Annotated in this window: 27 protein-coding genes; 4 read left to right on the top strand and 23 right to left on the bottom strand. The window is 45.4% G+C overall.

Translation table 11 applies throughout. The features are described from left to right. The first annotated feature begins 401 nt into the window (after nt 1-401). Nucleotides 402-911, top strand: a complete 510-nt coding sequence (locus tag G519_RS0100875; protein ID WP_029193065.1) for a hypothetical protein — start codon at nt 402-404, stop codon at nt 909-911. Nucleotides 912-966: 55 nt separating this feature from the next. On the opposite strand, the gene G519_RS0100870 is transcribed toward G519_RS0100875, so the two are convergent. The 8 genes from G519_RS0100870 to G519_RS0100835 all read right to left on the bottom strand — a co-directional run bounded on the left by G519_RS0100870 (nt 967) and on the right by G519_RS0100835 (nt 9772). After that, nucleotides 967-1647, bottom strand: coding sequence for a DnaD domain-containing protein (locus G519_RS0100870; RefSeq protein WP_029193064.1), 681 nt, complete (start codon nt 1645-1647; stop codon nt 967-969). 35 nt (nt 1648-1682) lie between these two features. After that, nucleotides 1683-2972 carry an asparagine--tRNA ligase gene (gene asnS, locus G519_RS0100865; RefSeq protein ID WP_029193063.1) on the bottom strand — a complete coding sequence of 430 codons (1290 nt, stop codon included), beginning with the start codon at nt 2970-2972 and terminating at the stop codon, nt 1683-1685. Between the two features lie 107 nt (nt 2973-3079). Further along, nucleotides 3080-4288: an acetate/propionate family kinase gene (locus tag G519_RS0100860; RefSeq protein ID WP_029193062.1), complete on the bottom strand. Its 1209-nt coding sequence runs from the start codon at nt 4286-4288 to the stop codon at nt 3080-3082. Beyond that, nucleotides 4285-5157, bottom strand: coding sequence for a 3-hydroxyacyl-CoA dehydrogenase family protein (locus G519_RS0100855; RefSeq protein ID WP_029193061.1), 873 nt, complete (start codon nt 5155-5157; stop codon nt 4285-4287). The genes G519_RS0100860 and G519_RS0100855 overlap by 4 nt, the downstream gene beginning before the upstream one ends. A 639-nt stretch (nt 5158-5796) precedes the next feature. Continuing rightward, on the bottom strand, nt 5797-7302 hold the full coding sequence (locus G519_RS0100850) for an AAA family ATPase (RefSeq protein WP_029193060.1): 1506 nt from the start codon (nt 7300-7302) through the stop codon (nt 5797-5799). Further along, nucleotides 7295-7825 carry a hypothetical protein gene (locus tag G519_RS0100845; RefSeq protein WP_029193059.1) on the bottom strand — a complete coding sequence of 177 codons (531 nt, stop codon included), beginning with the start codon at nt 7823-7825 and terminating at the stop codon, nt 7295-7297. Before G519_RS0100845 ends, G519_RS0100850 begins: the two co-directional genes overlap by 8 nt. A gap of 114 nt (nt 7826-7939) precedes the next feature. Then, nucleotides 7940-8434, bottom strand: coding sequence for a cell wall elongation regulator TseB-like domain-containing protein (locus tag G519_RS0100840; RefSeq protein WP_036631724.1), 495 nt, complete (start codon nt 8432-8434; stop codon nt 7940-7942). A gap of 42 nt (nt 8435-8476) precedes the next feature. Continuing rightward, on the bottom strand, nt 8477-9772 hold the full coding sequence (locus G519_RS0100835) for an amidohydrolase (protein WP_029193057.1): 1296 nt from the start codon (nt 9770-9772) through the stop codon (nt 8477-8479). Between the two features lie 246 nt (nt 9773-10018). Here G519_RS0100835 and G519_RS0100830 point away from each other — a divergent pair, with 246 nt between their 5' ends. Continuing rightward, nucleotides 10019-10645 (top strand): DUF47 domain-containing protein, encoded by a 627-nt coding sequence (locus G519_RS0100830; RefSeq protein ID WP_029193056.1) that lies wholly within the window; start codon nt 10019-10021, stop codon nt 10643-10645. A gap of 64 nt (nt 10646-10709) precedes the next feature. Beyond that, nucleotides 10710-11711 carry an inorganic phosphate transporter gene (locus G519_RS0100825; RefSeq protein ID WP_029193055.1) on the top strand — a complete coding sequence of 334 codons (1002 nt, stop codon included), beginning with the start codon at nt 10710-10712 and terminating at the stop codon, nt 11709-11711. A 41-nt stretch (nt 11712-11752) separates the two neighbouring features. Here G519_RS0100825 and G519_RS0100820 read toward each other — a convergent pair whose 3' ends face one another. The 14 genes from G519_RS0100820 to G519_RS0100755 all read right to left on the bottom strand — a co-directional run bounded on the left by G519_RS0100820 (nt 11753) and on the right by G519_RS0100755 (nt 24929). Then, a complete protein-coding gene (locus G519_RS0100820) occupies nt 11753-12373 on the bottom strand; it encodes a redox-sensing transcriptional repressor Rex (protein ID WP_029193054.1) in 621 nt (206 codons plus the stop codon). A 2-nt stretch (nt 12374-12375) separates the two neighbouring features. Beyond that, complete coding sequence (gene dinG / locus G519_RS0100815) at nt 12376-15231, bottom strand: ATP-dependent DNA helicase DinG (protein WP_029193053.1); 2856 nt, start codon at nt 15229-15231, stop codon at nt 12376-12378. 90 nt (nt 15232-15321) lie between these two features. Continuing rightward, nucleotides 15322-15915, bottom strand: coding sequence for a tetratricopeptide repeat protein (locus tag G519_RS0100810; RefSeq protein WP_029193052.1), 594 nt, complete (start codon nt 15913-15915; stop codon nt 15322-15324). Nucleotides 15916-15994: 79 nt separating this feature from the next. Beyond that, the gene (gene panD, locus G519_RS0100805; RefSeq protein ID WP_029193051.1) at nt 15995-16378 is read right to left on the bottom strand and encodes an aspartate 1-decarboxylase; all 384 of its coding nucleotides are present in this window, start codon (nt 16376-16378) and stop codon (nt 15995-15997) included. Between the two features lie 5 nt (nt 16379-16383). Then, the gene (gene panC / locus G519_RS0100800; RefSeq protein WP_029193050.1) at nt 16384-17247 is read right to left on the bottom strand and encodes a pantoate--beta-alanine ligase; all 864 of its coding nucleotides are present in this window, start codon (nt 17245-17247) and stop codon (nt 16384-16386) included. A 23-nt stretch (nt 17248-17270) separates the two neighbouring features. Next, a complete protein-coding gene (gene panB, locus G519_RS0100795) occupies nt 17271-18128 on the bottom strand; it encodes a 3-methyl-2-oxobutanoate hydroxymethyltransferase (protein ID WP_029193049.1) in 858 nt (285 codons plus the stop codon). Between the two features lie 242 nt (nt 18129-18370). Beyond that, nucleotides 18371-19339 carry a biotin--[acetyl-CoA-carboxylase] ligase gene (locus G519_RS0100790; protein ID WP_029193048.1) on the bottom strand — a complete coding sequence of 323 codons (969 nt, stop codon included), beginning with the start codon at nt 19337-19339 and terminating at the stop codon, nt 18371-18373. A gap of 166 nt (nt 19340-19505) precedes the next feature. Next, the gene (locus G519_RS0100785) at nt 19506-20828 is read right to left on the bottom strand and encodes a CCA tRNA nucleotidyltransferase (RefSeq protein WP_029193047.1); all 1323 of its coding nucleotides are present in this window, start codon (nt 20826-20828) and stop codon (nt 19506-19508) included. 26 nt (nt 20829-20854) lie between these two features. Then, complete coding sequence (gene bshA / locus G519_RS0100780) at nt 20855-22027, bottom strand: N-acetyl-alpha-D-glucosaminyl L-malate synthase BshA (RefSeq protein ID WP_029193046.1); 1173 nt, start codon at nt 22025-22027, stop codon at nt 20855-20857. An 18-nt stretch (nt 22028-22045) separates the two neighbouring features. Further along, complete coding sequence (gene bshB1, locus G519_RS0100775) at nt 22046-22738, bottom strand: bacillithiol biosynthesis deacetylase BshB1 (RefSeq protein ID WP_029193045.1); 693 nt, start codon at nt 22736-22738, stop codon at nt 22046-22048. Between the two features lies 1 nt (nt 22739). Then, on the bottom strand, nt 22740-23159 hold the full coding sequence (locus G519_RS0100770) for a methylglyoxal synthase (RefSeq protein ID WP_029193044.1): 420 nt from the start codon (nt 23157-23159) through the stop codon (nt 22740-22742). Nucleotides 23160-23185: 26 nt separating this feature from the next. Continuing rightward, a complete protein-coding gene (dapB, locus tag G519_RS0100765; protein WP_029193043.1) occupies nt 23186-23989 on the bottom strand; it encodes a 4-hydroxy-tetrahydrodipicolinate reductase in 804 nt (267 codons plus the stop codon). 33 nt (nt 23990-24022) lie between these two features. Continuing rightward, nucleotides 24023-24526 carry a tetratricopeptide repeat protein gene (locus G519_RS0100760; RefSeq protein WP_029193042.1) on the bottom strand — a complete coding sequence of 168 codons (504 nt, stop codon included), beginning with the start codon at nt 24524-24526 and terminating at the stop codon, nt 24023-24025. A gap of 64 nt (nt 24527-24590) precedes the next feature. Continuing rightward, nucleotides 24591-24929 (bottom strand): nucleotide pyrophosphohydrolase, encoded by a 339-nt coding sequence (locus G519_RS0100755; protein WP_029193041.1) that lies wholly within the window; start codon nt 24927-24929, stop codon nt 24591-24593. Nucleotides 24930-25041: 112 nt separating this feature from the next. On the opposite strand from G519_RS0100755, the gene G519_RS0100750 reads away from it, so the two are divergent. Further along, entirely contained in the window at nt 25042-25914 is an 873-nt protein-coding gene (locus tag G519_RS0100750) for a YitT family protein (RefSeq protein ID WP_029193040.1), read from the top strand. Nucleotides 25915-25967: 53 nt separating this feature from the next. On the opposite strand, the gene G519_RS41230 is transcribed toward G519_RS0100750, so the two are convergent. Beyond that, nucleotides 25968-26846 (bottom strand): sporulation protein YpjB, encoded by an 879-nt coding sequence (locus G519_RS41230; protein ID WP_051252981.1) that lies wholly within the window; start codon nt 26844-26846, stop codon nt 25968-25970. Nucleotides 26847-26865: the final 19 nt, after the last annotated feature.

Below are 26865 nucleotides of genomic sequence, written 5' to 3'. Positions count from 1 at the left end.
ATGAGTCTTTTCGAAGTTTTAATCTATTGGTTCTGGGTCTCACTGTTCGGGGAAGATTTTTCTGAAATTGTCGTAACGAATTTACAGCTGATTGTACCTTTTCGCACTTACCAAATATTTTGGGATACCATGTTTTATTATTTATTATTATTTCCTATGTCCATGATTTGGTTTCTGCATTTTTATTTAAAAATGAGCCGTAAGTGGCAGCGCTTGATTCTCACTAGTGTTTATACCTTCATATTAGCAAGTATGCATATTGTTATGGAACTTGCGGGTTATGTATATGTCGTAGACTGGAAATTTTGGTGGTCTTTAGTAGTTTGGCTAACTTTTATCGTTTCTACTGTGGGACTCATGTACGTACTACGATGGTTGAAAGGTAGGGACAAACAGCCTGTATGATCTTAATTCCACCGATTACTTTTGACGCAAACGAAGGCTTTGCTACAATCATTATGATCGCTTTGATCCTGCTATATTGCATGCTTCCTAAGCGAATTCCACTTCCCATTGCACTGCTTATTATGATTTTCAACTCCTATTTGGGACGAGCCGTTGATAATATCCTGTCGTCCTCGTACCCTTTTAATGTGTATGATTCTATGGATACCCCAAACTATGATTTGTTTGATTTTCTGCTTTACACGATTCCTTTTCCTCTCGTTGGCTATTTCTATGTATATTTTTATGACAAGTATCCAATTCGTGCTCCTTTTCAGTTTATACATATTCTGGTTTGGTCGATTGCCTCTGTTGGTTTTGAAGCTCTTGCTGTCACTTTTTCAGTGTTTCATTATTATCGTTGGGAGATTAGCTACTCGTTTCCTGTCTATCTCTTAACCTTTGGGCTGAACACAATCTTATATAGTCTGGCTAAAAAGCATTACAAAAGCTGGCAGCCCCAATAAAAAACGTCCCATTTTCTCCAGTTGAGAACTGTGAGAAGATGAAGACGTTTTTTACTTATCTAGATTGTCGAAATCGTTGCGAATATTCCTTTGCTTGGTCCACAGTCGCTACTCGATTGCGGCTCCATTCCAGTAATATCCGGTCAATGTAACGGAAGTGTACTTTACCTGCAAATACGGCTTCTTTGAGAGCGGTCATAATGAGCTCTTCTTTGTACATATCCTTATCCAGCCAACCGCTGATTGTTTCCAGCTCCATAGGCGTTAACGGACGTGCAAATTCTTTTTCGAATGTTGTATAAATATTCTTGGCATTCTCGTCAGACGGAGTAGATGCACGGATCGTACTTAACTCTGCCATCTGCTGCTCGGCCACCCGTTTGGCTAACTTTTGGTATAACGGCGTAAGATTGTATCGCTCACTGCGTATCCCCGTTAGTTCTGCTGTATCCTCATCGATCGCGATGAACTGCTCATGAATCAATTTCTGCAGGCTGGCAATGACCAGATCTGGCGAAGCTGACATCCGGAATTGAATCTCATCCGTGGTTGGAAAGTCGTTCTTTTCCTTTTCCAGAAATGATATCAAATGAATCAGTGTCATGACTTCAATTTCGCTCAACTGAAGGGCGCGGTAATTTTTAAGAAGAAGACTTGGGACTCCAACATTCCCTTCCAGAAAGCCGGCCACAAGGACAGCTTCTATCTGCTGCTGTGTACTAAATTGTATACTCATCCGATCCCCTTTCTACCCATGGTCGATAAACCCGTTTACGGGTACAAACGGTATAAGAGACGAGGAAATGGAATCGTTTCGCGCACGTGATCCAGACCACAAATCCAAGCAACCGTACGTTCAAGTCCAAGCCCGAAGCCGGAATGCGGCACGGTGCCATATTTCCGAAGATCAAGGTACCATTGATAAGCTTCTTTCGACAGCTCATGCTCCTGGAAACGCTGCTCCATTAGCTCGGGATCATCAATCCTCTGACTGCCTCCAATGATTTCTCCGTACCCCTCAGGGGCAATCATATCGGCACATAGTACGACCTCAGGACGGCTAGGATCAGGCTTCATATAGAACGCTTTAATTTCTGTCGGCCAATGTGTAATGAACACCGGTGTTTCATATTGAGCAGCAATCGCTGTTTCATGCGGAGCGCCGAAGTCCTCGCCCCATTGGAATTCATGACCGTTCTTTTGTAGATAATCCACAGCCTCATCATACGTAATCCGCGGGAAGCTGCCTTGAATTTTCTCCAGCTTCGTTGTGTCTCTTTCTAAGGTTTCCAGCTCTGGTCCACAATTTTTGAGCACGTTTTGAACAATATAAGAAACGAATTGCTCCTGTACTTCCAGGTTCTCGACATGATCAACAAAAGCCATTTCAGGTTCAATCATCCAAAACTCGATAAGATGTCTGCGTGTTTTGGACTTCTCTGCTCGGAATGTTGGACCGAAAGAGTATACACGGCCAAGTGCCATTGCGGCTGCTTCCATGTAGAGCTGTCCGCTTTGAGTAAGGAAGGCATCCTCATCAAAATATTTGGTGTGAAATAAATTCGTTGTTCCTTCGCATGAGGAAGGGGTTAGAATCGGTGGATCCACCAAATGGAAGCCACGCTCATTGAAAAATTGTTGGACGGCTTGAATGATTTGAGCGCGAATCACGAGCACGGCACGCTGACGTGGACTCCGAATCCACAAGTGTCGGTTATCCATCAAGAAATCAACGCCATGCTCCTTCGGAGTTATCGGATATTCTTCTGTCACTTGGATGATTTCAATGCCTAGGACATCAAGCTCATAGCCGCCTTTACTCCTCGTATCCTCTTTCACTTTTCCTGTTATGTAAAGTGAGCTTTCCTGCGTTAGCTTAGAAGCGGCTTCCCAGACGTCTTCTCCTACATCACTTTTGACCACGACACCTTGTATATATCCGGAACCGTCTCTTAGTTGTAAAAACTGAATTTTACCACTTGAACGTTTCTTGTTTAGCCAACAGCCAATGGTAACCGACTCGCCGACATGATGTTTAACTTCGCTTATCGTACTTTTCATTCTGCTTTTGAACCTCCTTAAAGTTTTCGTGAAAAATCTAACTGAACACTTCTTTATTGTACACTATTTCTATTTCCATGAGAAAAATCTATCTTGGACAATTCCAATCAGACGTTTTGTGACTGAATGAGCCCATATGTATCTCGAGCGATCACCCACTCCTCATTCGTTGGGATCACAAGCACTTCCACTTTGGAGCCTTGCTTCGAAATCCGTCGCTCCAGACCTCTCCCAGTGCGATTCGCCTCTTCATCGAATTCCACACCGAGAAATGTCAGGCGTTCGCAAACCGTTTGACGAAGCAGCTCGGAATTTTCTCCGACGCCGGCTGTAAAAACAATCGCATCGACGCCATTCATCGCCGCGGCGTAAGCACCAATGTATTTGCGGAGCCGATATTCATACATTTCAAAAGCAAGTGCGGCGTTCTTATCGCCCGCCTCCAATGCTTCCACGATCTCGCGCATATCGCTCGAGATCCCCGAGATCGCCTGCAGCCCGCTGTGCTTGTTCAGCATGGAGCTGATCTCGCCCAGCGTCAAATCCTCCTTGCCCATCGCATAAGGAACGATGGCCGGATCGAGATCGCCGCTGCGCGTGCCCATCATCAGTCCTTCGAGCGGGGTCATCCCCATGCTCGTATCCACGGACTTGCCGCCCATTATGGCGGCGCAGGAAGCTCCGTTACCAATGTGACAGGTAACGAGCTTCAGCTGCTCCAGCGGGCGGCCTAGGAAGGCTGCGGCACGCTCGCTCACGTAATTGTGCGAGGTGCCGTGGAACCCGTAACGGCGCACCTTGTGCTTCCGGTACAGTGCCATCGGTACCGGATAGAGGTAGGCGTGCGCCGGCATCGACTGATGGAAGGCGGTGTCGAAGACGACGGCCTGCGGCACGCCGGGCATGTTCGCCTCCACCGCTGAGATTCCGAGCATATGCGCCGGGTTGTGGAGCGGCGCCAAATCGAAGAGCCGCTTGATCTCCTTCTTCACCTCGTCATTCACGAGGACGGAGCTCTTGAAGGATTCGCCGCCGTGAACGACTCGGTGGCCGACGGCGTCGATTTCCGACATAGACGCGAGCACGCCGTGTTCGGGGTGCACCAGCAGCTCAAGCACCTTGCGAATGGCTGTCGTATGCTCGAGAATCTCTCTTACCTCATGAACTTCGGCTTTCCCCGTCGGTTCATGGGTCAATATCGCCGTTTCCATCCCGATTCGCTCCACCCTACCTTTGGCGAGAATATTTCCCTCTTCCATTTGGAAGAGCTGGTATTTAAGCGAAGAGCTTCCTGCATTGATAACGAGAATATTCACAAACGATCACCATCCTTGTCATAACGGAAAAAGCCTTCTCCCGTCTTGACTCCCAGATGTCCCGCTCGAACCATTTGTTTCAGTAGGAAGGACGGACGGTACTTCATGTCTCCATAATCGCGGAACATGCCTTCAAGGGCTGCATGCACCGAATCTAATCCGAATCGGTCACACATTTCCAGTGGACCATATTTGAAATCATAACCGATCCGCATCGCGGTATCGATATCCTCAGCGGATGCCACTCCTTCGGACAGTGTGTGCAGCGCCTCATTAATCAATGTACAAATAAGCCTCGTTGTAATGAAGCCAGGCGACTCCGTGACCTTAATACTTTTCTTTAAAATGAGCTCGTCCACGAAACGACGTGTTTGATTAAAGGTCTCGTCTGACGTTTTCATCGCTCGAATAATTTCGACGAGGTTAATTTTCGCCACAGGATGCAAAAAGTGAAGTCCAATCACGCGTTCGGGATTCGTGGTGACCGCCGCAATCTCCGTCACGCTAAGCGTGGATGTATTCGTTGCTAGAATAATGGCTGGCGAACATATTTGATTCAGTTGGAAAAACACATGCTTCTTCGCGTTCAAATCCTCTGAAATCGTTTCTATAACCATATCGCAAGCGGCCATATCTTGCAGGGAATCGGCTTTTTTGATTTTGGCTAAAATCAGTTTTTTCTCCGCTTCTGTCAATGACCACCGTTCTATTTGCTTGTCTAAGCTAACCGTAATCTGTTCTATGGCTCGATCTAGCTTATCTGAAGTTTTCTCAATGAGTACTACGTCCAAACTTCGGGCAGCGAGCATTTCTGCAATCCCCTGTCCCATCGTTCCCCCACCGATTACACCTATTGTTTTGAATACCATGCCATTTTACACCTTCTCCCACGCTGCGTCTTACCAACTTCTAAATTATCCATATTCTTTATCGTTCAAATTCTCAATCCAACCTCATCTCGGAAACCCAATCCTATCATACAATTTTTGTTCCTCAATTTCATTAGTATACACAAAACATTCGCTGGATTATCTCAGCTTTGACACAATTCCTGCTGGATTGGAGAGGAGAAGATTATCTAAATAATAAAACATTTATCCTCTTAAACACTTGTAACATAGGTGTAGTGCATCAAATATCAAAGCAACCCCCGACTTATCCACAGATAGTTACTGGGAATAATATAATTGGCATATCCTCTCCTTCTTTTTCCGATCGACTCTGAGAAGCCTCATTCGATGCGAATTGGTCTATATTGGGCTAAATTGTTGTACATGATGCAACAATGAAGGGAGAGAGGCGAGATTTAGGCATAAATTGTTGCACTTTCTACAATTTCATTCAACAGCTAATATGAATTCAATCATCTATCAACCTCTAAGTGAGAAGAAATCAACTTCATTGTTGCAGTTTCTACAACTTTACAGCAATTAAGCCGATTGATGGACCGGAACTGAGGAGGAAAAAGCTACACAAAAAAACCGCTGGCCACAAGGCCAACGGTTATCTTATGCACTCTTCGACACAGAAGCATCGAATAAATTACGGAACGTGTCACCAGAAAGAACTTCTTCTTTCATCAAAATCGCAAAGGAATGTTCGAAAACACTACGCTGCTGCTCTAAAAGCTCCTTCGTGCGAATCATGAGCGCATCAAGGATAATCGTATTCTCTTTCATAAGCTGATCCTTCGTCACCATCTCACGATCAATGATACCGAGGGAAGTAAGTCCTGAATCCATCATATTTCGAACCATGGAAAGTGACTGCTCGAAATCGTTACGCGAACCAGTACTGCGTCCGCCATAGAAGATTTCTTCAGCCGCGGCACCACCGAGAGCAATCATGATTTGCTGCTCAATATAATCCTTGGTGTACAAATAATGATCTTTCGGAGGATTATGACGCACATATCCTAGCGCTTTCCCCCGAGGACTAACGGTTACCTGTGAAACAGAGCCAGGGCGCACAATTTCAGCGATAATAGCATGCCCCAATTCGTGATAAGCAACGCGCTCTTTTTCCTCTTGCGCCGTTTCTTTATCCGTTCTTTCCCCCATCATCACTTTATCAATCGCAGAAGCTAGATGGTGCTGTTCAATAGCCAGTTTATCTTCTCTCATGGCATAGATTGCTGCTTCGTTCAGAACGCCTTCTAGCTGTGCGCCAGAGAAACCAAAGGTTTGATCAGCGATCGTATCCAGAGAAACGCCTTGAGCCAGCGGTTTATTTTTGACATGAATATCGAGAATGGACAGACGTCCTTTCTTATCTGGTAAGTCCACTTCAATATGACGGTCGAAACGGCCAGGACGCAATAAAGCACTGTCGAGAATCTCCTTGCGGTTCGTTGCTGCAATAATCAAAATACGTGGAGCATCATTCGTATGAATACCATCCATTTCAGTCAATAGCTGGTTCAGCGTCTGATCGTACTCCCGATGTTGACCGCCATCCCGTTTACCGCCGATTACATCAATCTCATCAATGAAAATAATCGCATTGTCTTTGCCTTCTTTAACAGCACGGGTTCTTGCTTCCTTAAATAGGTCACGCACACGACTTGCACCGACACCAACATACATTTCCACAAATTCACTGCCTGAAGCGGCCATATAAACAGAATTCGTATAATGCGCGGCTGCTTTGGCCATTAACGTTTTCCCTGTTCCAGGAGGTCCAGTAAGCAGAATCCCTTTAAGTGGACGAATACCTAATTTCTTAATTTCTTCATGCTTGATTAGAAAATCAAGAGCTTCCATCAATTCTTTCTTAGCGCGATCTTGTCCGCCAATCTCATCAAACGTCAAGTACGAAGGCGTGCGATTCTTGCTTTTACGATCACCGCCACCTGCAGATATACCAGCACCGCCGCGGCCTCTTATCATATAAAACAAGGATACACCCAATACGCCAACAAACAAGATAGGTATCACATTCACACCTAGAAAGGCCAAAAAGATTAGGAGAACTGGTATAAATCCAATCCCAATTTCTTTATAAATTTTACTCATTCGGCCACACTCCTATCTGTGAAGTTCTAGGTAGCATGATGAATTTAGTGGCATCACCATCTGTCAGGCGAATATATACATAAGTTTGGTCCATTTCACTATCTACTTTCATGGTTGGAACACCCTCAGCATATTTCTGCAAGGTTGTTGGAATATCTGCATAATGCTTTGTTTCCATTGCTTGTGCTACCTCAAATAATGCTTTAGACCACCACTGGTCTAATTTTTCGGACGGGTTGCTTTTCACATCAATATTCACAGTACGCTTTCCGATAATGGATGCACCATCTTTATGAATACGATCCACCACATTTCGTAAATTGGCGTCTGGGTTTAGACTAACTTGTATGTCAACTTGGTTATTGTCAAGTTTCATCGTTGAGCTCGTTACACCGGGAACCTTGCTAATGATATCAGATAATGGATTTTCCATAGCTAAGCTTGTATAAGCGAACCAACCACCGAATAAAACTCCAGCAGAGATAATAACACTCATGACGACAGGTAAGAGACGCAGCTTCATCAGTCAACGTCCCCCTTTCTATACGTATTTTGTTGCCTCAATTGCTATACGATGAGTATATCACGCGATGCATGCATTAGCTCTATGAAATGAGTGGAAACAACAAAACCCAGCCTAATGCAGGCTGAGTCTGTACGTATCCATATAGAGTCCATCTTTGAATTTGTAATAATCATAGAAATAACGTGTACCGCTGTTTTCTTTCTTTTTATAGAAGACTTCCCAGACATAATCGTTACCAAGCTTACCTGGCAGCACGCGTTCTATTTCTATCTCTGGCGCTTTTTTTAGGACGGTTTCCCGTACCTGCGTTTCGGTGAACGCTTCAGCTGTCATCTCCGTATGAATACCTTTGTCTGAAACCCAAACGATGACGCCTTGACCTAGCTTGTCTTCGCCATAAACGATTTGGACAGGTTCATCACCATAAAAGAAGTCCACTTTGGTTGCTTTCGTCATAATACTTTTCTCGTAGGCTATTTCTACCGCTTTGCGCTTATCGTCCCAGTGCTCATTCTGAACATTTAAATAAAAGCGGCTAAGCACGACACCAAGTGTCAAAATAATAAATACACCGAATGTTATGATCCTTGTTCGCTTCGCATTCATGAATGCCGCTCACCTCCCCAGACGAACTTACAAGGAAATCACTTAGCCAATGAGCTTATCAAAGCATAGTTCAAACTCACGCTTAATTTTTTCTTCATCAAGTGTTAGACATTCTCCCTTGCGGACAATCCAATTACCGTCTACACACACATCAACAACATCTTTGGCACAGGCAGAGTAAACAATATGGGACACAAAATCCGTCTTCGGAAGGAAATGAGGTTGATCGATATCCAGTGCGATGAAATCTGCCTTCATGCCTGCCTGCAGTAAGCCTACATGTTCTAGCCATATGGATTCTGCGCCCATTTTTGTCCCCATAAGAAGCGCTTCTGCAGCAGGCACAGCTAAAGGATCGCCAGAAACACCTTTGTGAATCAGCGCGGCGAGTCTCATTTCTTCGAACATATCCAAGTTGTTATTGGAAGCCGCTCCATCTGTGCCAAGCGAGACCTTCACGCCTGCACGAAGAAGTTCAGGAACTCGGGCAACACCGCTAGCAAGCTTCAGATTGCTTCCTGGGTTGTGGGAAATACGAACATCATATTGCTTAAGGACACTGATTTCTTCATCTGTGAGATGAACACCATGCGCGATGAGCGTTGGTCTGCTGAACACTCCATGCTTTTCTAGATGTGCGACGGGTCTCAAACCGTATTGATCCACATTTCCTTGAACTTCACGAAGGGTCTCCGACATGTGAGTATGGATTGGCAGATTTAAATCATGGGCCACTTGAACAATTCGCTCAATAAAGTCCGGAGGACATGTATATGGTGCATGTGGAGACATCATGGTCGTGATTCTTCCATTCGCACCGCCATGCCAATTTCTTGCAAACTCGGTAGCTTCTTTCAGTTTAGCATCTTGAACTTCCGGTGGACAAAGACCAATAATACCTCGGGTCAGAACACCGCGCATACCTGACTCTTCAACGGCCTTAGCCACTTCGTTCATATGGTCATACATATCTACAAAAGTTGTCGTACCGCCTTTAATCATTTCTAAAATGGATAACAGCGTCCCCCATTTCACATCTTGGGAACTGAATTTGGCTTCCATCGGCCACATTTTCTCTTCTAACCAAATTTGAAGTGCTAGATCGTCGCCATATCCGCGTAAAAGCGACATCGCTGCATGTCCATGCGTATTCACAAGACCAGGCATATAAAGCTTGTTCTTACCGTCAATGACTTCGTCATAATTTTCTCGAGGTTCAGGTATTTCCTCACCGATGTATGTAATCTGGCTGCCTTCTATTACCATACAGCCCTTGATAGACGATTTTTCTGCATGATTTAAGATAAAAATACCGTTCATAATTAATGTTTTTTTCATACTAAAAATCCCTCTCTATGCTCATTCTATTAACAAACACTGCCTTATAAACTTTACCTCTTCGGGCTTGTAAAATCAAGGAAGCTTCACTATGTTAAGAAATTGTAAAATTTCACGGAATTTTCGTTGCTTTCCATACAATTGTTATGATATTTTTAACTTCGTGAGTTTTTTCTACCATTTGGTCTGTTTATCTTATATATTCGATCAAAATCTAGTGCATATAGCAAAATATAGGAGGATTATATGACAACGTTATTCACAAAAAAGAACGAAGTCGATTTCTTGCAACTTCTCATCCGAGCTGCAGAAAACGCCTTGCAAACTGCTCAACTATTTCGCACAGCCATGATGGGGGATAAACCGCCTATTGAGTATGTTAAAGCGATTAACGATTTAGAGCACGCAGGCGATACCATTACTCACGAAATTTTTAAAGGTTTAAACAAAGTTTTTATAACACCAATTGATCGTGAAGATATTATGGTTCTAGCCTCCAAAGTGGATGATGTAACAGACGGTATAGAAGCTACAATCGCTCGTTTCGACTATCTTGCTGTATCACATACAGATTCTTATATGAAAGAGTTTTCGGCTGTCATTGTAGACTCTTGCCAGCATATGCTGGATGCGTTCAAGCTTCTGGCGAAGAAAAAATACATGCAAATTCCTGAGCATACGGTTGCTATTAATTCCCTCGAGAATGACGGAGACCGTTTGATGCGCGAAGGGATTCGACAAATTTTCATCACACGCAAAGACCCGTATGAAGATTTTAAACTAAAAGAAATCTATGAGCGTTTGGAAGAAACAACAGATGCTTGTGAAGATGTAGCCAATATCCTTGATAGCGTTGTACTTCGTTATTCATAAGACACATTCGTGTCCTATGTGGTACGAAGAAAGTTTTCCAATGGAAAACTCTTAGGAGGAAATCATGTTAACTTATTTAATCGTTATCGTAGTGCTTGCCTTGCTTTTTGATTTCATTAATGGATTTCACGATACGGCTAATGCAATTGCAACTTCCATTTCCACACGAGCATTAAGTCCGCGTGTAGCCATCGCCATGGCCGCAACACTCAATTTTGTCGGAGCTATGGTTTCCTCAAAGGTTGCCAAAACCGTTGGAGGAAGCATTGCCAACCCAGCCAAAATTGAACATGGCGTTGAAATCGTCATCGCTGCCTTACTTGCCGCCATCATTTGGAACTTATTGACATGGTATCTGGCCATTCCTTCATCCTCTTCGCATACACTTCTTGGTTCTCTAGCCGGAGCAGTTATCGCTGGCGCCGGAGTTCATGCCGTGAATTGGAGTGGTTTTACGCAGATTATTATCATTTTGATTCTATCGCCGATTATTGCTTTCGCCTTAGGTTACCTAATTATGATCTTGATCAAGTACATCGTTTTATGGTCTGGGAACACATCTAGATCGAAGCTAAATCGCGTATTTCGTACCTTGCAAATTTTATCCGCGGGATTGCTTTCTTACTCTCATGGCGGTAACGATGCACAAAAAGCAATGGGTATCATCGTATTTGGTTTAGTCGCAGCTGGTGTTCAAACAGACTTGGAAGTACCACTCTGGGTGAAAATTGCTGCCGCTTTAGCCATGGGGCTTGGAACATCCATCGGTGGATGGCGAATTATTAAAACCGTTTCCGGCAAAATTGTTAAAATCGAGCCCATCAATGGCTTTGCTTCGGACTTAACGTCATCACTCGTTATTCAATTCTCTACTTACTTAGGTAAACCATTATCAACGACGCATGTTATTTCCTCCGCGATTATCGGGACAGGCAGTGTCATGCGCTTCCATGAAGTTCAATGGGGCACGGTTGGACGCATGTTGATCACTTGGGTTATTACGATTCCGATTAGCATCGCTCTCGCATTCTCGATCTACTTCGTTTTGTTCAGACTCATTTTCTAAAAATAAAGGCACGACCCAAGCTAATCGGGTCGTGCCTTTTTCTAATCCAAATAATAAGCTAAGCTTTGCAATTCGGTTGTAAAATCCGCATGGTGCACACGCACTTCGGGAGGAACCTTTATAATGACCGGAGCAAAATTCAATATCGCTTCGATTCCGCAGTCAACGAATTGATTGGCTACATTTTGAGCTTCGTTCGCTGGGACCGTAATGATGCCGATCCGGACACCTAATTCAGATAAAACCTTCTTCATCTCATGCATCGGTTGAACGATTAGGTTGTTGATCGATTCCCCGGCCTTGCTTGGCATAGCATCGAATACAGCGACAATTTTCATATCATTGCGTAAGTAAGTATTATAATTGCACAAAGCGCGGCCTAGATTACCCGCTCCAACAAGAGCAACTTGAATATGGCGATCCAACTTCAGGATCTGTCTAATTTTTTCAATCAAATAAGCAATGTCGTAGCCGATTCCCTTTTTCCCGAATTCTCCGAAATAAGCCAAATCCTTGCGAATCTGAGCCGGATTCAGATCGAGCTTTTGACCCAAATCCTGCGAGGATACCGTCGATACATTTTTCATTGCAAGTTCATTTAGAAAGCGTAAATAAATGGGCAGCCTCCTGACGACTGCTTCCGATATTTTTTGTGTTTTCAACTTTACGCCCCCCCCATCCACTCTTCAATCCTAGGTAACATTTGCTCAGTCGTCATATGCTCAATCTTCGGACCAGGCAATGAATAAAGGAAGTGCTTGCCATAATACGTATCAATCACTCGAGTATCATAGATAATAACGATGCCTTTATCGGATGCACGTCGGACAAGTCGGCCAAAGCCCTGCTTAAATCGAATGACAGCCTGCGGAACTGAAAATTTCATAAATGGATTTTCGTTGCGTTTCTTTATATTTTCACACTTAGCTTCAACTAGAGGGTGATTCGGCGGTTGAAACGGCAAACGGATAATAGCAAGACAGCTGAGTGCATCTCCAGGAATGTCGACACCCTCCCAGAACGAGCTGGTGCCCAGTAGGACGCACATTTTGTTATCTTGGAACATCCGGGTCAGTTTACTCCGATTGCCGCTGTCTACCCCCTGCCCGAGCACGGTAATCCCATGGGGCTTCAATAGGTCCTTCATGCCCGCATAAATTTGCTTAAGCATGCGATTCGACGTACACAAAATCAACATTCGTCCTTTGGTAATACGGGCCACATCACTAAGCGACTCAATTAGCGCGTTGATAAAAACAGGATCACCTGCACCTTTGATCATTGGGAAGTCGCGAGGAATTACGACGAGAGCTTGCTCTCTGTAATTGAATGGAGACGGCAATTGAACGGTTTTCAATTTGCCCGATTCTTCATCCTCAGGAATGGCTAACCCTAATTGATCTGCTGAATATTGAAAAGATTTATTAACAGACAACGTCGCGGAGGTCAAGATAATACTGTCTTTGGTCTCAAAGAAGTGCTGCTGCAGCAGCCCACTTACATCGGTAGGCACGGATACAAGCTGCAGCGACTTCGATTTGGCGTAGGTACCCGCTTCCATCCAGTACACATAACCTTCATCGGCCATTTTCATAAAAAAGTGCAGAGCATCTCGGTGATTATACAGTTCCTTTACCGTGCCATTCAAATCGGTGACTAAACCTTGAACCCCGAAGACTTCCTGCATGTCCTTCACTTCATTTAACAATTTATCCAGCGTGCGTAGTAAATCATTAGCATTCAAATAAATATTGTCTTCCATAATCAAAAGCTCTCGCCACTCGGATGGAAGCGTTTCGGGCTTCATCCGCAGCACGTACTGTGAGTTTTCCGATTGGGAAGGATCGCTTCTAGAAGATAACACCTCATAGAGCGCTTCGCTGAGCCGATCCCAATCCTCTTTGATTTTCACGATTTTGGGAAAGAGCCCGTCAATGGTCTGACTCCAAGCGGCCGCGCGTTCCGGCTGCTCATCCGATTTCTGCAGCCGAAACCGCAGCATCGGCAGTTGGCCGCTGCGATTATCTTTATATAACCATAACAACGAATGATAAAATGCGGAAGAATGCAGCTCAATGCCAAGATGCTTACTAGCCACTTCTTCGAAGTGATGTGCCTCATCAATGACAAGGTGCTTGTAAGACGGTAGAAGGCGGTTCTCAGCCTTCATATCCGTGAAAAGGAGGGAATGGTTCGTGATGATCACATCGGCCGTATTGGCATCATTCCGAGCGCGGTGATAGAAGCATTTCTTATACCAGGGGCACATGCGATTCAAACAAGAATCGGTGTCACTTGCAACCGAATACCAGAACTGTGCACCCTTATTTCCAAAATGCAGCTCCTCTTCATCCCCATGTTCCGTCTCACTTAGCCATACAACCATCTGTGCGGCCGTGATCGGATCTTCCTTCCCATTCTCGTAATCACGTGTCGTTAGCTTTGTCTCGAATTTACGCAAGCATAAGTAATGACTTCTGCCTTTGAGCACAGCAGCTTTGAAAGGGATAGGGAAAATTTCCTTCAAGAGAGGAATATCCCGCTCACGAAGCTGTTCTTGTAAGTTAATCGTGTGCGTAGAGACGATCACTTTCTTCTCATACTTGATGCCATAATAAATGGATGGAATCAAATACCCAAGCGACTTCCCGGTTCCCGTTCCCGCTTCGATCATCAAATGCTGATCTTGCTCAAGTGACTTCTCGACTTCCCGGATCATTTGCTCTTGGGATTCACGGTCTTCAAAGATCTCGAATTTTTCCCGTAAGGCCGTTTTCAAACCTTGATGGAACTCTGTAAAAGAAGAACCTAAATCATCCGCATCGGAGTCTTTGCGCGTATCTTCCTCTTCGCCCCAATCCGTGACATTCAGCGTAAATTGCCGGAAATATCGATTCGTATCCATATCCACACTAGTGATAGACTCTTTGTAGATGCATATTTCATCGAGGAACCAGCCTAAATCGCTGTTGCCGTTTTCGAAAATATGCTGCAGGCGCTGAATAGTTAGAAGTGGCAACCCCAGCAAGCGTTCCAAACATATAATCCATATGGCCGCCGTTACTTCCGCATCACTATCCGCTTGGTGCGGCCTTTCATGATCAATACCAAACAAACCGGCCACCATGCTGAGCTGAAGACTCGAAATAGAGGGAAATAAGATGCGCAGTAAATCCATCGTATCCAACACACGTCCTGTGAAGGGCGGGTATCCTGTTTTCGTTAATCCTTTTTGCAAAAAAGAAAGATCAAAAGCCGCATGGTGCGCCACAAGTACACTATCGAACAACAGCGGAAACATATCTGCCATGACTTGGTCTAGTGAAGGTGCATCCGCAACCATTTCTTCCGTAATCCCTGTAAGCGTTGTAATCGAAGAAGGTATACTTATCCCTGGTTTTACCAGAGAAGTATACCTGTGAGTAATTTGAAATTGATCTATAATGACGAGTCCAACCTGAATAATTTCGTCCGCAGGCTGACTTCCTGTCGTTTCAAAATCCAAAACCGCAAATTTCATGACGTGTACCTTCAATCCTTTCGTCCTGCACTTCTCCTAGCATACCAAATCTTATTAGGAAAAGGGAATACCCAGTTAGCCGCTTCCGTATTAGGATTCGTCCAAATTGATCAGCGGCTCCATGCAAGAAGGATCAGTGTGATACGCTTTTTGAAAATATTCAAAGGCTTTTTCCATATTCTGATTTTGCACTTGTATGCAGCCCATTGCGTTGTAGGAAATGGCCTTCATCTTGGTATTGTCGGTCAAGGGCAGAAGGAACTTGAAGTGTTGATAAGCTTCTCCAAACTCCCCTTTGCGCAAATGCCCCATCGCTAAATACACCCGAGCCAACAAGAAATCCGGCTGCCTTTGAATCAGCACTTCGAATTCTTTGATCGCTTGATCGTACATATAAAGTTTGTAAAACCCCTGGCCCCGCATGAACTCATCCGTCTGCTTCCCAGACACATCTAGATCCATTAGCTCATCATGAAGGGTTTGGGTACTCATCGGTACGGCCCCATAAAACTTTCCCAACTTCTCCTCAAAAAGCAGCCATGCCTCGATGAACTCATCGCTCATCGTCTTCAACACCTGCAATTGTTCGTCGAGCTCCGCCTTTTTTTCCACATCACTATTCGGATATTCTTTTTGGATTTCTTCCAAAACCTCGTTCATTGTGGAAAATAAATGCTTAAACATTTGGCATCCCACCTTTGCTTCGAAAGCTTATCCTCATTCTTTGTAAACAGAGCCGATTTCATGCATGGAAGTCATCCTCTTAAAGGATCGTGGAATGCTCTTCTTCCTTCAAAAGCTGTGCAACTTTATTATTTTCACTCATAATGGCAACCGTTGGTTGATGCTTCTTGGCCTCTTCATCTGTCATCATCGCATAGGAAATAATAATTACCGTATCTCCGGTCTGAACTAATCGGGCAGCCGCCCCATTTAAACAAATCACACCTGTGCCGCGCGGCCCTGGAATAATATAAGTTTCGAGACGAGCGCCATTGTTGTTGTTCACAATTTGCACTTTCTCATTCGGCAGCATACCAACCAGATCGATCAAATCTTCATCAATCGTAATGCTTCCGATATAGTTCAAATTCGCTTCCGTAACGGTTGCGCGATGGATTTTAGCTTTCATCATGGTTCGAAACATGGAGGTCACTTCCTGACTTGTAAAATTAAATTATCGATCAAACGCGTCTTGCCGAATTTCACGGCCAAAGCAATAATAATAGAATCGGTATGATGGCTATTTTCAAAAGGTTCTAAAGTCGGATAAGCAAGTACCTCTACATAGTCAATGATGGCTAAAGGTGCAGTTGCAAGATGTTGGCTGACCAAGCTTTCAAGCTCCTGCGGAGTAAAAGCTGCATGTGATTCCACATATGCCTTTGCTTTCTGTAAGGATTGAGACAAAACGATAGCTTGCTTACGTTCTTCCTCAGACAGATACACGTTACGCGAACTCATTGCCAGCCCGTCTGCTTCACGCAATATAGGACAAGGAACAATCTCGATATCGAGATTGAGATCTTGCACCATTTGTTCGATAACAGCAACTTGCTGGGCATCTTTCAGGCCAAAAAAGGCTTGATCCGGCTGCACAATATGAAACAGCTTGCTCACGACAGTCGCGACCCCATCAAAGTGTCCAGGGCGCGATGCTCCGCAAAGTCTGGAGGTAAGACCTGTCACACTGACGGTAGTATGTGTAGGTGCCGGATACATTTCGCTCACAGATGGCATAAACACCAGGTCAACCCCCGCCGCTTCGGCTAATTGCAAGTCCCGCTCCGTATTGCGCGGGTACCGCTCGAAATCCTCACCTGGACCGAACTGGAGCGGATTAACAAATATACTTAGCACGACAAGTCCGCTTTGAGCACGTGCTTTGCGGAGCAGACTAGCATGGCCTTCGTGTAGATAGCCCATTGTGGGCACAAACCCAACCGATTGGTCGTTCTTGCGTCGGAAGTCCTTAATGCGAGAACGCAAATCAGCAATTGAATGAATCACTTCCATGGTCTGGATCGCTTCCACGGCTCTCACTTCTCCTTATCGCCATATAAATATTCAACAACATCGTTGTCCATATGAAACGTATGCTCTGGCGCAGGGAATGCCCGCGCTTTCACTTCTTTCACATATTCGCCTATACCTGCACGAATAGTTTCCCCTATATTCGCGTATGCTTTTACGAACTTTCTGGCAGCACTGTCAGAACCATACTGAAGCAGATCATGATAAACAAGTACTTGCCCATCGCAGTGAATGCCAGAACCAATGCCAATCGTCGGGATCGACAGCTGCTTCGTTATCCACTCAGCCAACTCGTCAGTCACCAGCTCTAAGACCACCGCGAAAGCTCCCGCTTCCTCCAGAGCTTTGGCATCATTGAGCAGTTTCTCGGCTTGCTCGGAGCTGCGTCCTTGTACACGAAATCCACCAAGTTGATGTACAGATTGCGGAGTTAAACCCAAATGTCCAACGACTGGCACACCGGCTTCCGTGATCGCTTTAACGGTTGCCGCAATCTCAGCTCCGCCTTCCAGCTTAACTGCCTTTGCTCCGCCTTCCTGCATTAATCGGGCAACACCTCGAAATGTCGTGTCCAAGCTTCCATGATAAGTTAAGAAAGGCATATCTGCTACAATGAACGTATTTGAAGCTCCTCGCACCGCGGCACGTGTCTGGTAAACCATATCATCCAGTGTGACCGGCAGGGTTGAATCGTAGCCTAGTACGACATTCCCCAGCGAATCTCCAACAAGGATAACATCAATTCCAGCCTCTTCCGCCAATCGGGCTGAGGGATAATCATAAGCAGTTACCATGGTAATGGGAACGCCATCTTGCTTCATTTTTCTCATCTTTGCTGTCGTAAGCGGCTTACGTTGTTCCATTGATATCCCAACTTCCCTATAAAAAATAAAAAACCTTTTAGCTAAGAGCTAAAAGGATCGCATGCAGAAAGAATCCAATGATCCCTCTGTCTCGGTCCCATAAGGCTCAGAGCAGAATCCAACATCTTGTTTCAAGTTCTATTCCTTTGTAACTAATCTAACCGTCAAGCTGCAAGTGCAGTTCCTTTAAGGATACCGCCTTGTCATGTTATTATACCAAATGTTACTTCCATTTGATACCTTTACTTCAGTTCAATATCTCCGGAATAGATCTTTATTTTCTCTCCAGCTTGTGTTATTACCGTTAAAGCACCTGAATCATCCAATGAATCAGCGATGCCTTCAACGACACCTGATGGAGTGTGCGTACGGATTGGACGCTTCAAAGTAACACTGAGTGCCTCCCAAAGCAATCGGATGGGGGCGAAGCCTTTCTCCAAATAAAGCGCATAAAGCTCTTCAAATTCTAAAAGAAAGGCTTGTACCAAACTTTCTCTTGGGATGTCTGCGCCCGATTCAATCGCAAGTGAAGTCGCAATATTTCGAAGTTCTTCGGGATAATCCTCCGTCTTCAAATTCACACTGATGCCAATCCCTGCAATCACATATTTGAGCCTTTCATCTTCCCCGCTGCTTTCTAGCAAAATACCGCTCACCTTTTTCCCTTTAATCAGAAGATCATTGGGCCATTTAATGCCGATGTCTACCTGGCAAACCTTCTGGATGGAGCGACACAGAGCTACCGCGCTAAGCAGCGTTAATTGAGGCATGAAAAAAACAGGAATGCGAGGCGTTAACACGAGACTCATCCAGATCCCTTTACCGGCCGGAGAATGCCACGCACGCCCCATTCGGCCTCTTCCCGCTGTCTGAGCCTCTGCCAGCACAAGCGTGCCCTCAGGAGCTCCTGATGCAACGAGAGCGTGTGCAATGGTCTGCGTAGATTCGACTTCTCCGTAAACATGGATTTTCTGACCAAGAACCTTGGTTCTCAGCCCGCTCAACAGTTCGTTCACTTGCCATGTATTAGGCTTGCTCAGCAATCGATACCCTTTGCGCGGGGCTGCTTCAAATTCATAGCCTGCCGATCGAAGCTCTTCGATATGCTTCCAGATCGCAGTGCGGCTAACGTTAAGTCGTCGGCTGATTTCCTCGCCGGAAACGTAAGCTTCCGGAAATTCTTGGAACAGCTCTAAAATACGTTTGTTCATACGATCACTCACGATCTATCGGTAATTTATTTTGAGATTGATTCATCTGGTAATGCTGCAGTTGTTGTAGTTCGTGCAACATTTGTATCCAATACAACATCGCTCGAGTGGACGGATTACACCCATAATATCATCATTAAAATAATAAAAAAACCGCGCTGCGCTGCTACTTCGCAGCACGCGCGGCTAGTAAAAGTGATTCTCGCTCGTTCGCAATTTCACCGAGCGCGGTTCGTTCAAGGAGCTGCTGCAGCAGCATGCCCATCCATGGGCCCGGCTGCCGGCCAAGCTCCACCGCCAAATCCGTGCCGGATATGGCAAGTTCCTTCAGGCTGAAGCAGGGGACCTCCTTCAGCCAAGCCTCCCCGCGTCGCAGCAGCACCGGCGCGGCGGTCTGCAGGAAGCGCGCGAGCTCGCCGCGCTGCTCCGTGCATTGCGGCAGCACGCGCAGCAGCCGCAGAAGCGCGCGGGCAGCGGCTTCGCCGCTGCGCACCGCGCCAAGCTTCCAGACCCGCTCCAGCGGAGCCGGGTCCTGCACGAATGCGGCGTCCTGCGAAGCGCCGCCGCTCATAAGCTGCGCGGCCACAGCCTCGCGCAGGGCCAGCACCGCCACGACCGCTTGGCAATCGGCGCGGGAGAAGGTCAGCTCCTGGAGCGCCGTGCGGACCGTGTCCGCCGGCATCTCCAGAAGCATGAGCAGCATGGCCCAGCGGTCATGCTGCCCTTCCAGCGCGCTGACAGCGTCCAGCGCGTCATCCCAGGCGAGCCATTGCTCAAAAGGCAGCGGCAGCTGCTTTTTGAGGTGCGCCGTGAGGCGGCTCGCCAGTAGTAACCGCACAGCCCGTGCGGGGGCTGGGCCTTCGATCATGCGCTGCAGCTCGCTGCGCACGCGCTCCATGGCGATGTGGCGCAGCAGCGGAGCTTGCGCAAGCAGCGCCTGCCACGTACTCGCCTCGACCTCCAATCCATAGGTCGAGGCAAAACGAACACAGCGAAGCATGCGCAGCGCATCTTCGCCGAATCGTTCCTCTGCAGCCCCCACGCAGCGGAGCACACCTAAGCCCAGATCCTGTTGCCCTGCGAAAGGATCCAATACAACACCCGCTGCGTCCATCGCCATTGCGTTCATCGTAAAATCGCGCCGCTTCAAATCCTCCGTCAAATCCGAAATGTATTCGACGGAAGTCGGGCGGCGGAAGCCCTCATACTCGGTTTCCTTGCGAAACGTCGTCACCTCGTACGTCCCCTGTGACAGGATAACCGTTACGGTACCGTGCTGCAGACCCGTTGGCGCCGTCCGCGGGAAACACGACATCACCTGCTCAGGCAATGCAGACGTCGCAATGTCGATGTCCTTGATCGGTCTGCCAAGAACAGCATCACGAACGCAGCCACCTACAAGATACGCCTCATAACCAGCTTCCGTAAGCTTAGTGAGAACGATAGAAGCTCCAGGATCTATTACTTTTGCTTTAACAACATCCGACATGTTACTCCTAACCTGCTAACGTCCTTTTATTGACAGGACGAAGCTGTAATACGATGAGATTTTGGCAGTTCTCTGCCCAACACGCGATAATAAATTTCCTCATATTGAACCGTAGTTATGTCATTACAGAAGGTATGTCGAGCACGAGTTAGGCAATTCTGCGATACTCGCTCATACAATACTTGATTGCTAAGCAAATTTACGACATGTTCAGCCATTTTATCAGTATCCCCAACATCTGCTAAATAGCCGGTTTCACCGTGCGTGATGAGCTCGGGAATCCCGCCGGCATTGGAGCCGATTGTTGGTACTCCGCATGCCATTGCTTCTAGAGCCACTAAACCGAAGCTCTCTTTTTCCGATGGAAGCAGCATCACGTCGGCAAGGGAAATCACCTGCGCTACATCATCCTGTTTACCGCAGAACGTGACCTTATCAGTGAGACCTAGTTCCTTAACTTTAGCAATCATTTTGGACAGATCAGGACCTTCTCCTACGAACAAGAGACGCGACGGAATCTCCTTGCTGACTTTTGCAAAAATATCAATGACATCCTGCACCCGCTTGACAGGTCTAAAATTAGAAATATGAATCAGAATCTTCTCATCAGGCCGGGCAAACTCGCCTCTAAGCTTCGTTATATCACGCGGGTAATACACCCGTTTATCGACGAAATTATAAGTTAGATCGATGTCACGATCAATATCCAATAATTCTCTTGTTTCTTTGATTAAATCCTTCGAAACCGCTGTAACCGCATCGCTTTCATTAATCGCATAACGAATCAAGTCGGAAATGGATTGATCCTGTCCTAGAACGGTTATGTCGGTTCCATGGAGTGTCGTGACAACCTTGAGCTTAGTTCCAACCATCTGTTTCGCCAGAAGTGCACACACGGCATGAGGAATGGCATAATGAACATGAAGTAAATCCAGTTCCTCCATCTTGGCGACCTGCGCTAGCTTACTGGCGAGAGAAAGGTCATAAGGCGGATACCGAAAGACATAATATTGACTAACTTCCACTTCATGATAAAAAATATTTTTATGAAATTTGCCCAAACGAAAAGGCATGCTGTGTGTAATAAAATGAACCTCGTGCCCTTTTTCGGCAAGCAGCTTGCCAAGTTCCGTAGCAACAACACCTGAGCCACCTAAAGTCGGATAACAAGTAATTCCAATCTTGAGTTTATCTTTCATCATGCACCTCTTTTCCGATCAAACGAATCGATCTACCACGAACGGCAGCTTAGAAACGAAACCTTCTGCATATTTTAACAAACGCTTTTGACCTAATACGCGATCTCGAGCTTCAACTCTTTCGATATAGCCCTGATTTAAAGGCGTGGCAACCGTACCTTGACCTGTTATAAATTGTGAGCGGTAAGCGCTCAGTGAAGCAATTTTATCATCGTAATAATCGGTTACATCTACCATAAGATCAGCTTCGTATACATCATTTATAAAATAAAAGTACAGCTGCTCCACATTCACAGGCTCTGAATCAGGCAAATACTTGCGAAGCTTTGCGTTAAAAACAGCTTCCTGAACCAGCCCCGAACAGGCCACATGGTCTGGATGCCGGTCCTGCCAGTAGGGCGCAAACACGATTCTCGGCTTGAATTTACGGATTTCTTGCGTAATCCGCTCAATATTTGCCTGCGTGGCAACTAATCCTCGATCCGGCAGTCCCAGATTCGTACGTACCTTCACGCCCAGAATACTTGCAGCTAGTTCAGCTTCCTCGAGTCTTGTTTCCACTGTGCCATTGGAGGACATTTCGGCATAGGTTAAATCACAAAGTCCAACCTTAAGCTCAGACTTGGTATGTTTGGCAATGGTGGCCCCCATTCCAATCTCAGCATCATCTGCATGTGCGCCAAATATAAGAATATCGAGAGTTTCGCTCATCTTATTCAATACCTGGCTTATATTTATGTACTAACTCTCTCCAAGCGAAATCACCGCGGTCCAGCGCTCTGACGAGGAGTTCAGCTGTTGCTACATTCGTGGCGCAAGGAATTCCTTGAACATCACATAAACGCAGAAGAGCAATAATGTCCGGTTCATGTGGTTGAGCCATTAATGGATCGCGCAGGAAAATAATAAAATCCATCTCATTTTCCGCTACCAATGCACCAATTTGCTGGTCGCCCCCAAGTGGACCTGACATAAATCGATGTACGTCTAATTTCGTGCCATCCATAATGCGCTGTGCTGTCGTACCTGTTCCATATAGCTTATGACCTTCGAATACATGTTCATACGCGGTAACGAAGTTCACCATTTCATCTTTCTTGCGATCATGGGCAATTAACGCAATCTTTAACATCTTAACTTCCACTCCCCTAGGGCTCTTTAATCTATAAAATGCTCGAATCCATAAATCATTCCGCTATATGTCATCACTTTACGTACAGCAATCGCGACGCCAGGCATATAAGCTGCACGATCATAGGAGTCATGTCTAATTTTGAGCGCTTGGCCCTGCTCCGCCATAATTACTTCCTGCTGAGCAAAGACGCCAGGCAGTCGAACGCTATGTATTCTAAATCCATTGTAATACCCGCCGCGCGAACCTTCAATTGTTTCTTCTTCTTTCGGATTGCCTTGACGAAGCTCTCCTCTAACTTCGGAGATAAGCTCCGCGGTTTTCACAGCCGTTCCTGAAGGCGCGTCCAGCTTTTGATCCCCGTGATACTCAATGATTTCAAGATTTGGAAAGTATTTTGCCGCTTGAGCCGCAAATCTCATCATAAGTATAGCTCCAATTGAGAAATTCGGTGCTATGATTCCGCCAATTCCACTTTCCTGGCACTGCTTGTCCAATTCAGCAATAGCTTCCGGCGTAAATCCTGTTGTACCCATTACTGGGCGAATTCCAAGGCGAATAGCCAAGTTTGTATGTGAAACCGCTGTTTGCGGTCCTGTAAAATCTACTAAAACGTCTGGTCTGGATTCTGTGAGTGCCTGCTCCAAATCATTGCTCATTTGAACCCCACATTCTTCAAATCCTACCATCCTTCCTAAATCAATTGGACCGGAGGAGCGGTTAACCCCCGCCACCAATTCCATATCGGACTCTGTGAGTACGGTCTTCACGACCTCTCGCCCCATTCTTCCACTTGCACCAATAACGGCAACTCGAATTTTACGATCCATGTTGAGAATATCTCCTTTTTGTATGTTTCAAGCCTATAATTTCATCTTTTGTTGATAGAGAGCCGCATGCTGTCTGGCAATTTCATGGTGAGGCTCCAACCGCACCGCTTCCATAACGGTTTGATACGCTCTCCCATAATCCTTTCGAAAAGCAAATGCTTCTCCTAGAATAAGATACGCTTCAATAGCCAGAGGATCAAGAGCAATCGCTTCTTTTAGTAAGAAAATCGTGCTTTCCGAATGCTCAGATTGGGTACTCAGCTGTTTTTGTGCTTTCTCAACTAATTTTCTTGCATGCAGCACTTGCAAATGATAACGATAAGCTTCATTATCTTTAACCAATTCTAGTGCCTTAGAAGCATGCTCTATGGCTTTTAACAATTTGTTGCTTCTTGCGAAGGTAATCGATAGCTTGTAGTGATAGGCAGCATTGTTTGGTTCTTCAGCTATCGCTTTTTCAAACCATTCAATGGCTTTTTCAAAATCATGACCAAGTATGGATTCGTACGCTTTCTGTATTTGAGTTTCTCCATTCATCTGCCCATCCTCCTCTACCCGAAATCGAGTCTCCTGTTATTGGGGATGGTATAGTTTATGAAGCTTATGTAGTTTCGGTGTTAATTTTAGTCCATCGACCCGCGTCCCGCGTGTTGAATTTATGCATGATTTTATCATGCGCTTCCGTCAAATCAATACCCAAAGAGTTCGCGAAACAGATGGTAATGAATAGAATATCACCGAGTTCAAGCTCTATAGAATTGTCTTCTTCCGTGCTTTTTTTTGGCTTTTCACCGTATGTATGGTTCACTTCTCGGGCTAATTCACCAACTTCCTCTGACATTCTGGCTAGCATAGCTAAAGGACTGAAATATCCTTCCTTGAACTGGGAAATATAAGTGTCAACCTCTTGTTGTATATCTTTAAGAGTACGTTCGGACATGTTCACCCTTCTTTCCATCATCTTCACCGAGCTATCATTACTATGTTAAACTATAGAAGAAAAGTTGACAAATTTTTTTGGCTAAACCCATCAAGTATTTGGAGGAACAGGAATGAGATTCAAGGAACGATTTGCTGATCGATTTACGAATGTAGTTGCAATCATGATCGGCACGGCTATTTATGCGTTTGGTTTGCACTATTTTGTTATTTCTAATGAATTAATGGAGGGCGGGGTTACAGGTGTTTCCTTGCTGCTCAAATATGTACTAAATGTCCCACCTTCCCTATCTACCCTGTTGATTAATATTCCTTTGTTTTATATCGGATGGAAGAATTTTGGTAAAGGACGGATGCTTTACACCATCTTCGGCGTCGTTTCGTTGTCTTTCTTTCTATGGATCATGGAGCTGCTCATTAAAAAAGAATGGCTAATCCCTTTTCACACCACTCAGGATTACTTTCTAGCGACTCTATATGCGGGTATTACACTCGGGGCAGGACTTGGACTTGTCTTCCGTTTCGGAGGTACTACGGGCGGCTCTGACATCTTGGCTCATATCGGCAATAAGAAGAGAGGCTGGAGTGTTGGCCAAGTTATCCTTATTATTGACGTCATCGTCATTGGCTCTTCGTTAATCTACTTACCAAAAGAGAAGGTCTTATATTCACTTGTTGCCGTCTTCGTAAGCTCTCGGCTTATTGATTATATTTCCGAAGGCGCTTACGCTGCCAAAGTATTTACCATTATTAGCGATCAAGCAAATCAGTTAGCACAAGCCATTACTACGGAACTTGACAGAGGAGTGACTTTATTCCCAGCTAGGGGAGCCTACTCCGGCAATAATAAGGAAGTTGTCTATTGTGTCGTCTACCGCCACGAAACGAGAAGGCTTCGAGAGCTCATTCATGCAATGGATCCTAGTGCATTCATCATTATTGGTGAAGTACATGATGTTATTGGTGAAGGATTTAAAAAACACTAACGTAAAAAGTGGGTTGAGCAGCTATTATAGCTTGCTCAACCCACTTTTATGTTCTATCTATTTTCGCCTTCTTTTGTTTGCTTAACATGTACAATATGTCGTCCAGATTGGTACATTCTCCATCCAACAAAGGATAGCACACTGACTATAATGAGACCTATACCTAACGACCAAATGATAGGCTGCCTAGGGTCTGTTATTGGCACGAAAGCGATGGCATCCTTGTTCTTCATGAACAAATCATCCAAAACGTGATTTAAATGGTCAAGCCCTGATTCCAATTGTCGAACCGACATAGGCTGACTATTCAAATTCGTGCGGATAAAAGCAAGCAGCGAATCCAGCTTTTCGACGGAAGCTGCGTCTCGGCTAATCAGCAAGGAAGGATGGATAATGGCAATATGCTGCGAGAGTTTACCGAAATTCGCCACTGCCTCCTTCTGTTTATTCGCTTTAACGGCCTCATTCAGGATATTTGTATCATTTTGCAGCAGTTTATAATATTGCAGCCACATGGGCTGGTTCTTATGCGTTAAGGCATCTGTGGCAAGCCGTATTTTGGCAACAGCGATTTGCCCTTCTTCTGGCGAATAGGCTGCCGCATTGTAAACCCTTTTCGCTTGTGTAATCGTCTCTGTTAAAGCATTTAACCCCTCAACAGATGTAATCCCTTCGAAATGAATCTTAGGTATCTGATCAGACATTTGCATCAGCTTATTTCTCGCTTCAATGACTTGACCATCCATGGTTTGTTTGTACATATCATCGGCAATTTGGTTCAAAAACGCTATCCGCTCTACTTGTTCAGAATCTATTGGCTTAGCGGCTTGTCCGCTTGTACTCGTGCTAACTCCACAAGCTGAGCTTATACTAATAACGGCTGCCAGCAGAAGTGTGGTCGTTAACCATTTCATACCGGAACAATTAAACATGGGACATCCCCTCCTTCAC

This window comes from Paenibacillus alginolyticus DSM 5050 = NBRC 15375, assembly GCF_000422905.1.
In the GTDB taxonomy this organism is placed as follows: Bacteria; Bacillota; Bacilli; order Paenibacillales; family NBRC-103111; genus Paenibacillus_E; species Paenibacillus_E alginolyticus.
This window is presented reverse-complemented; position numbering and strand designations above follow the sequence as displayed.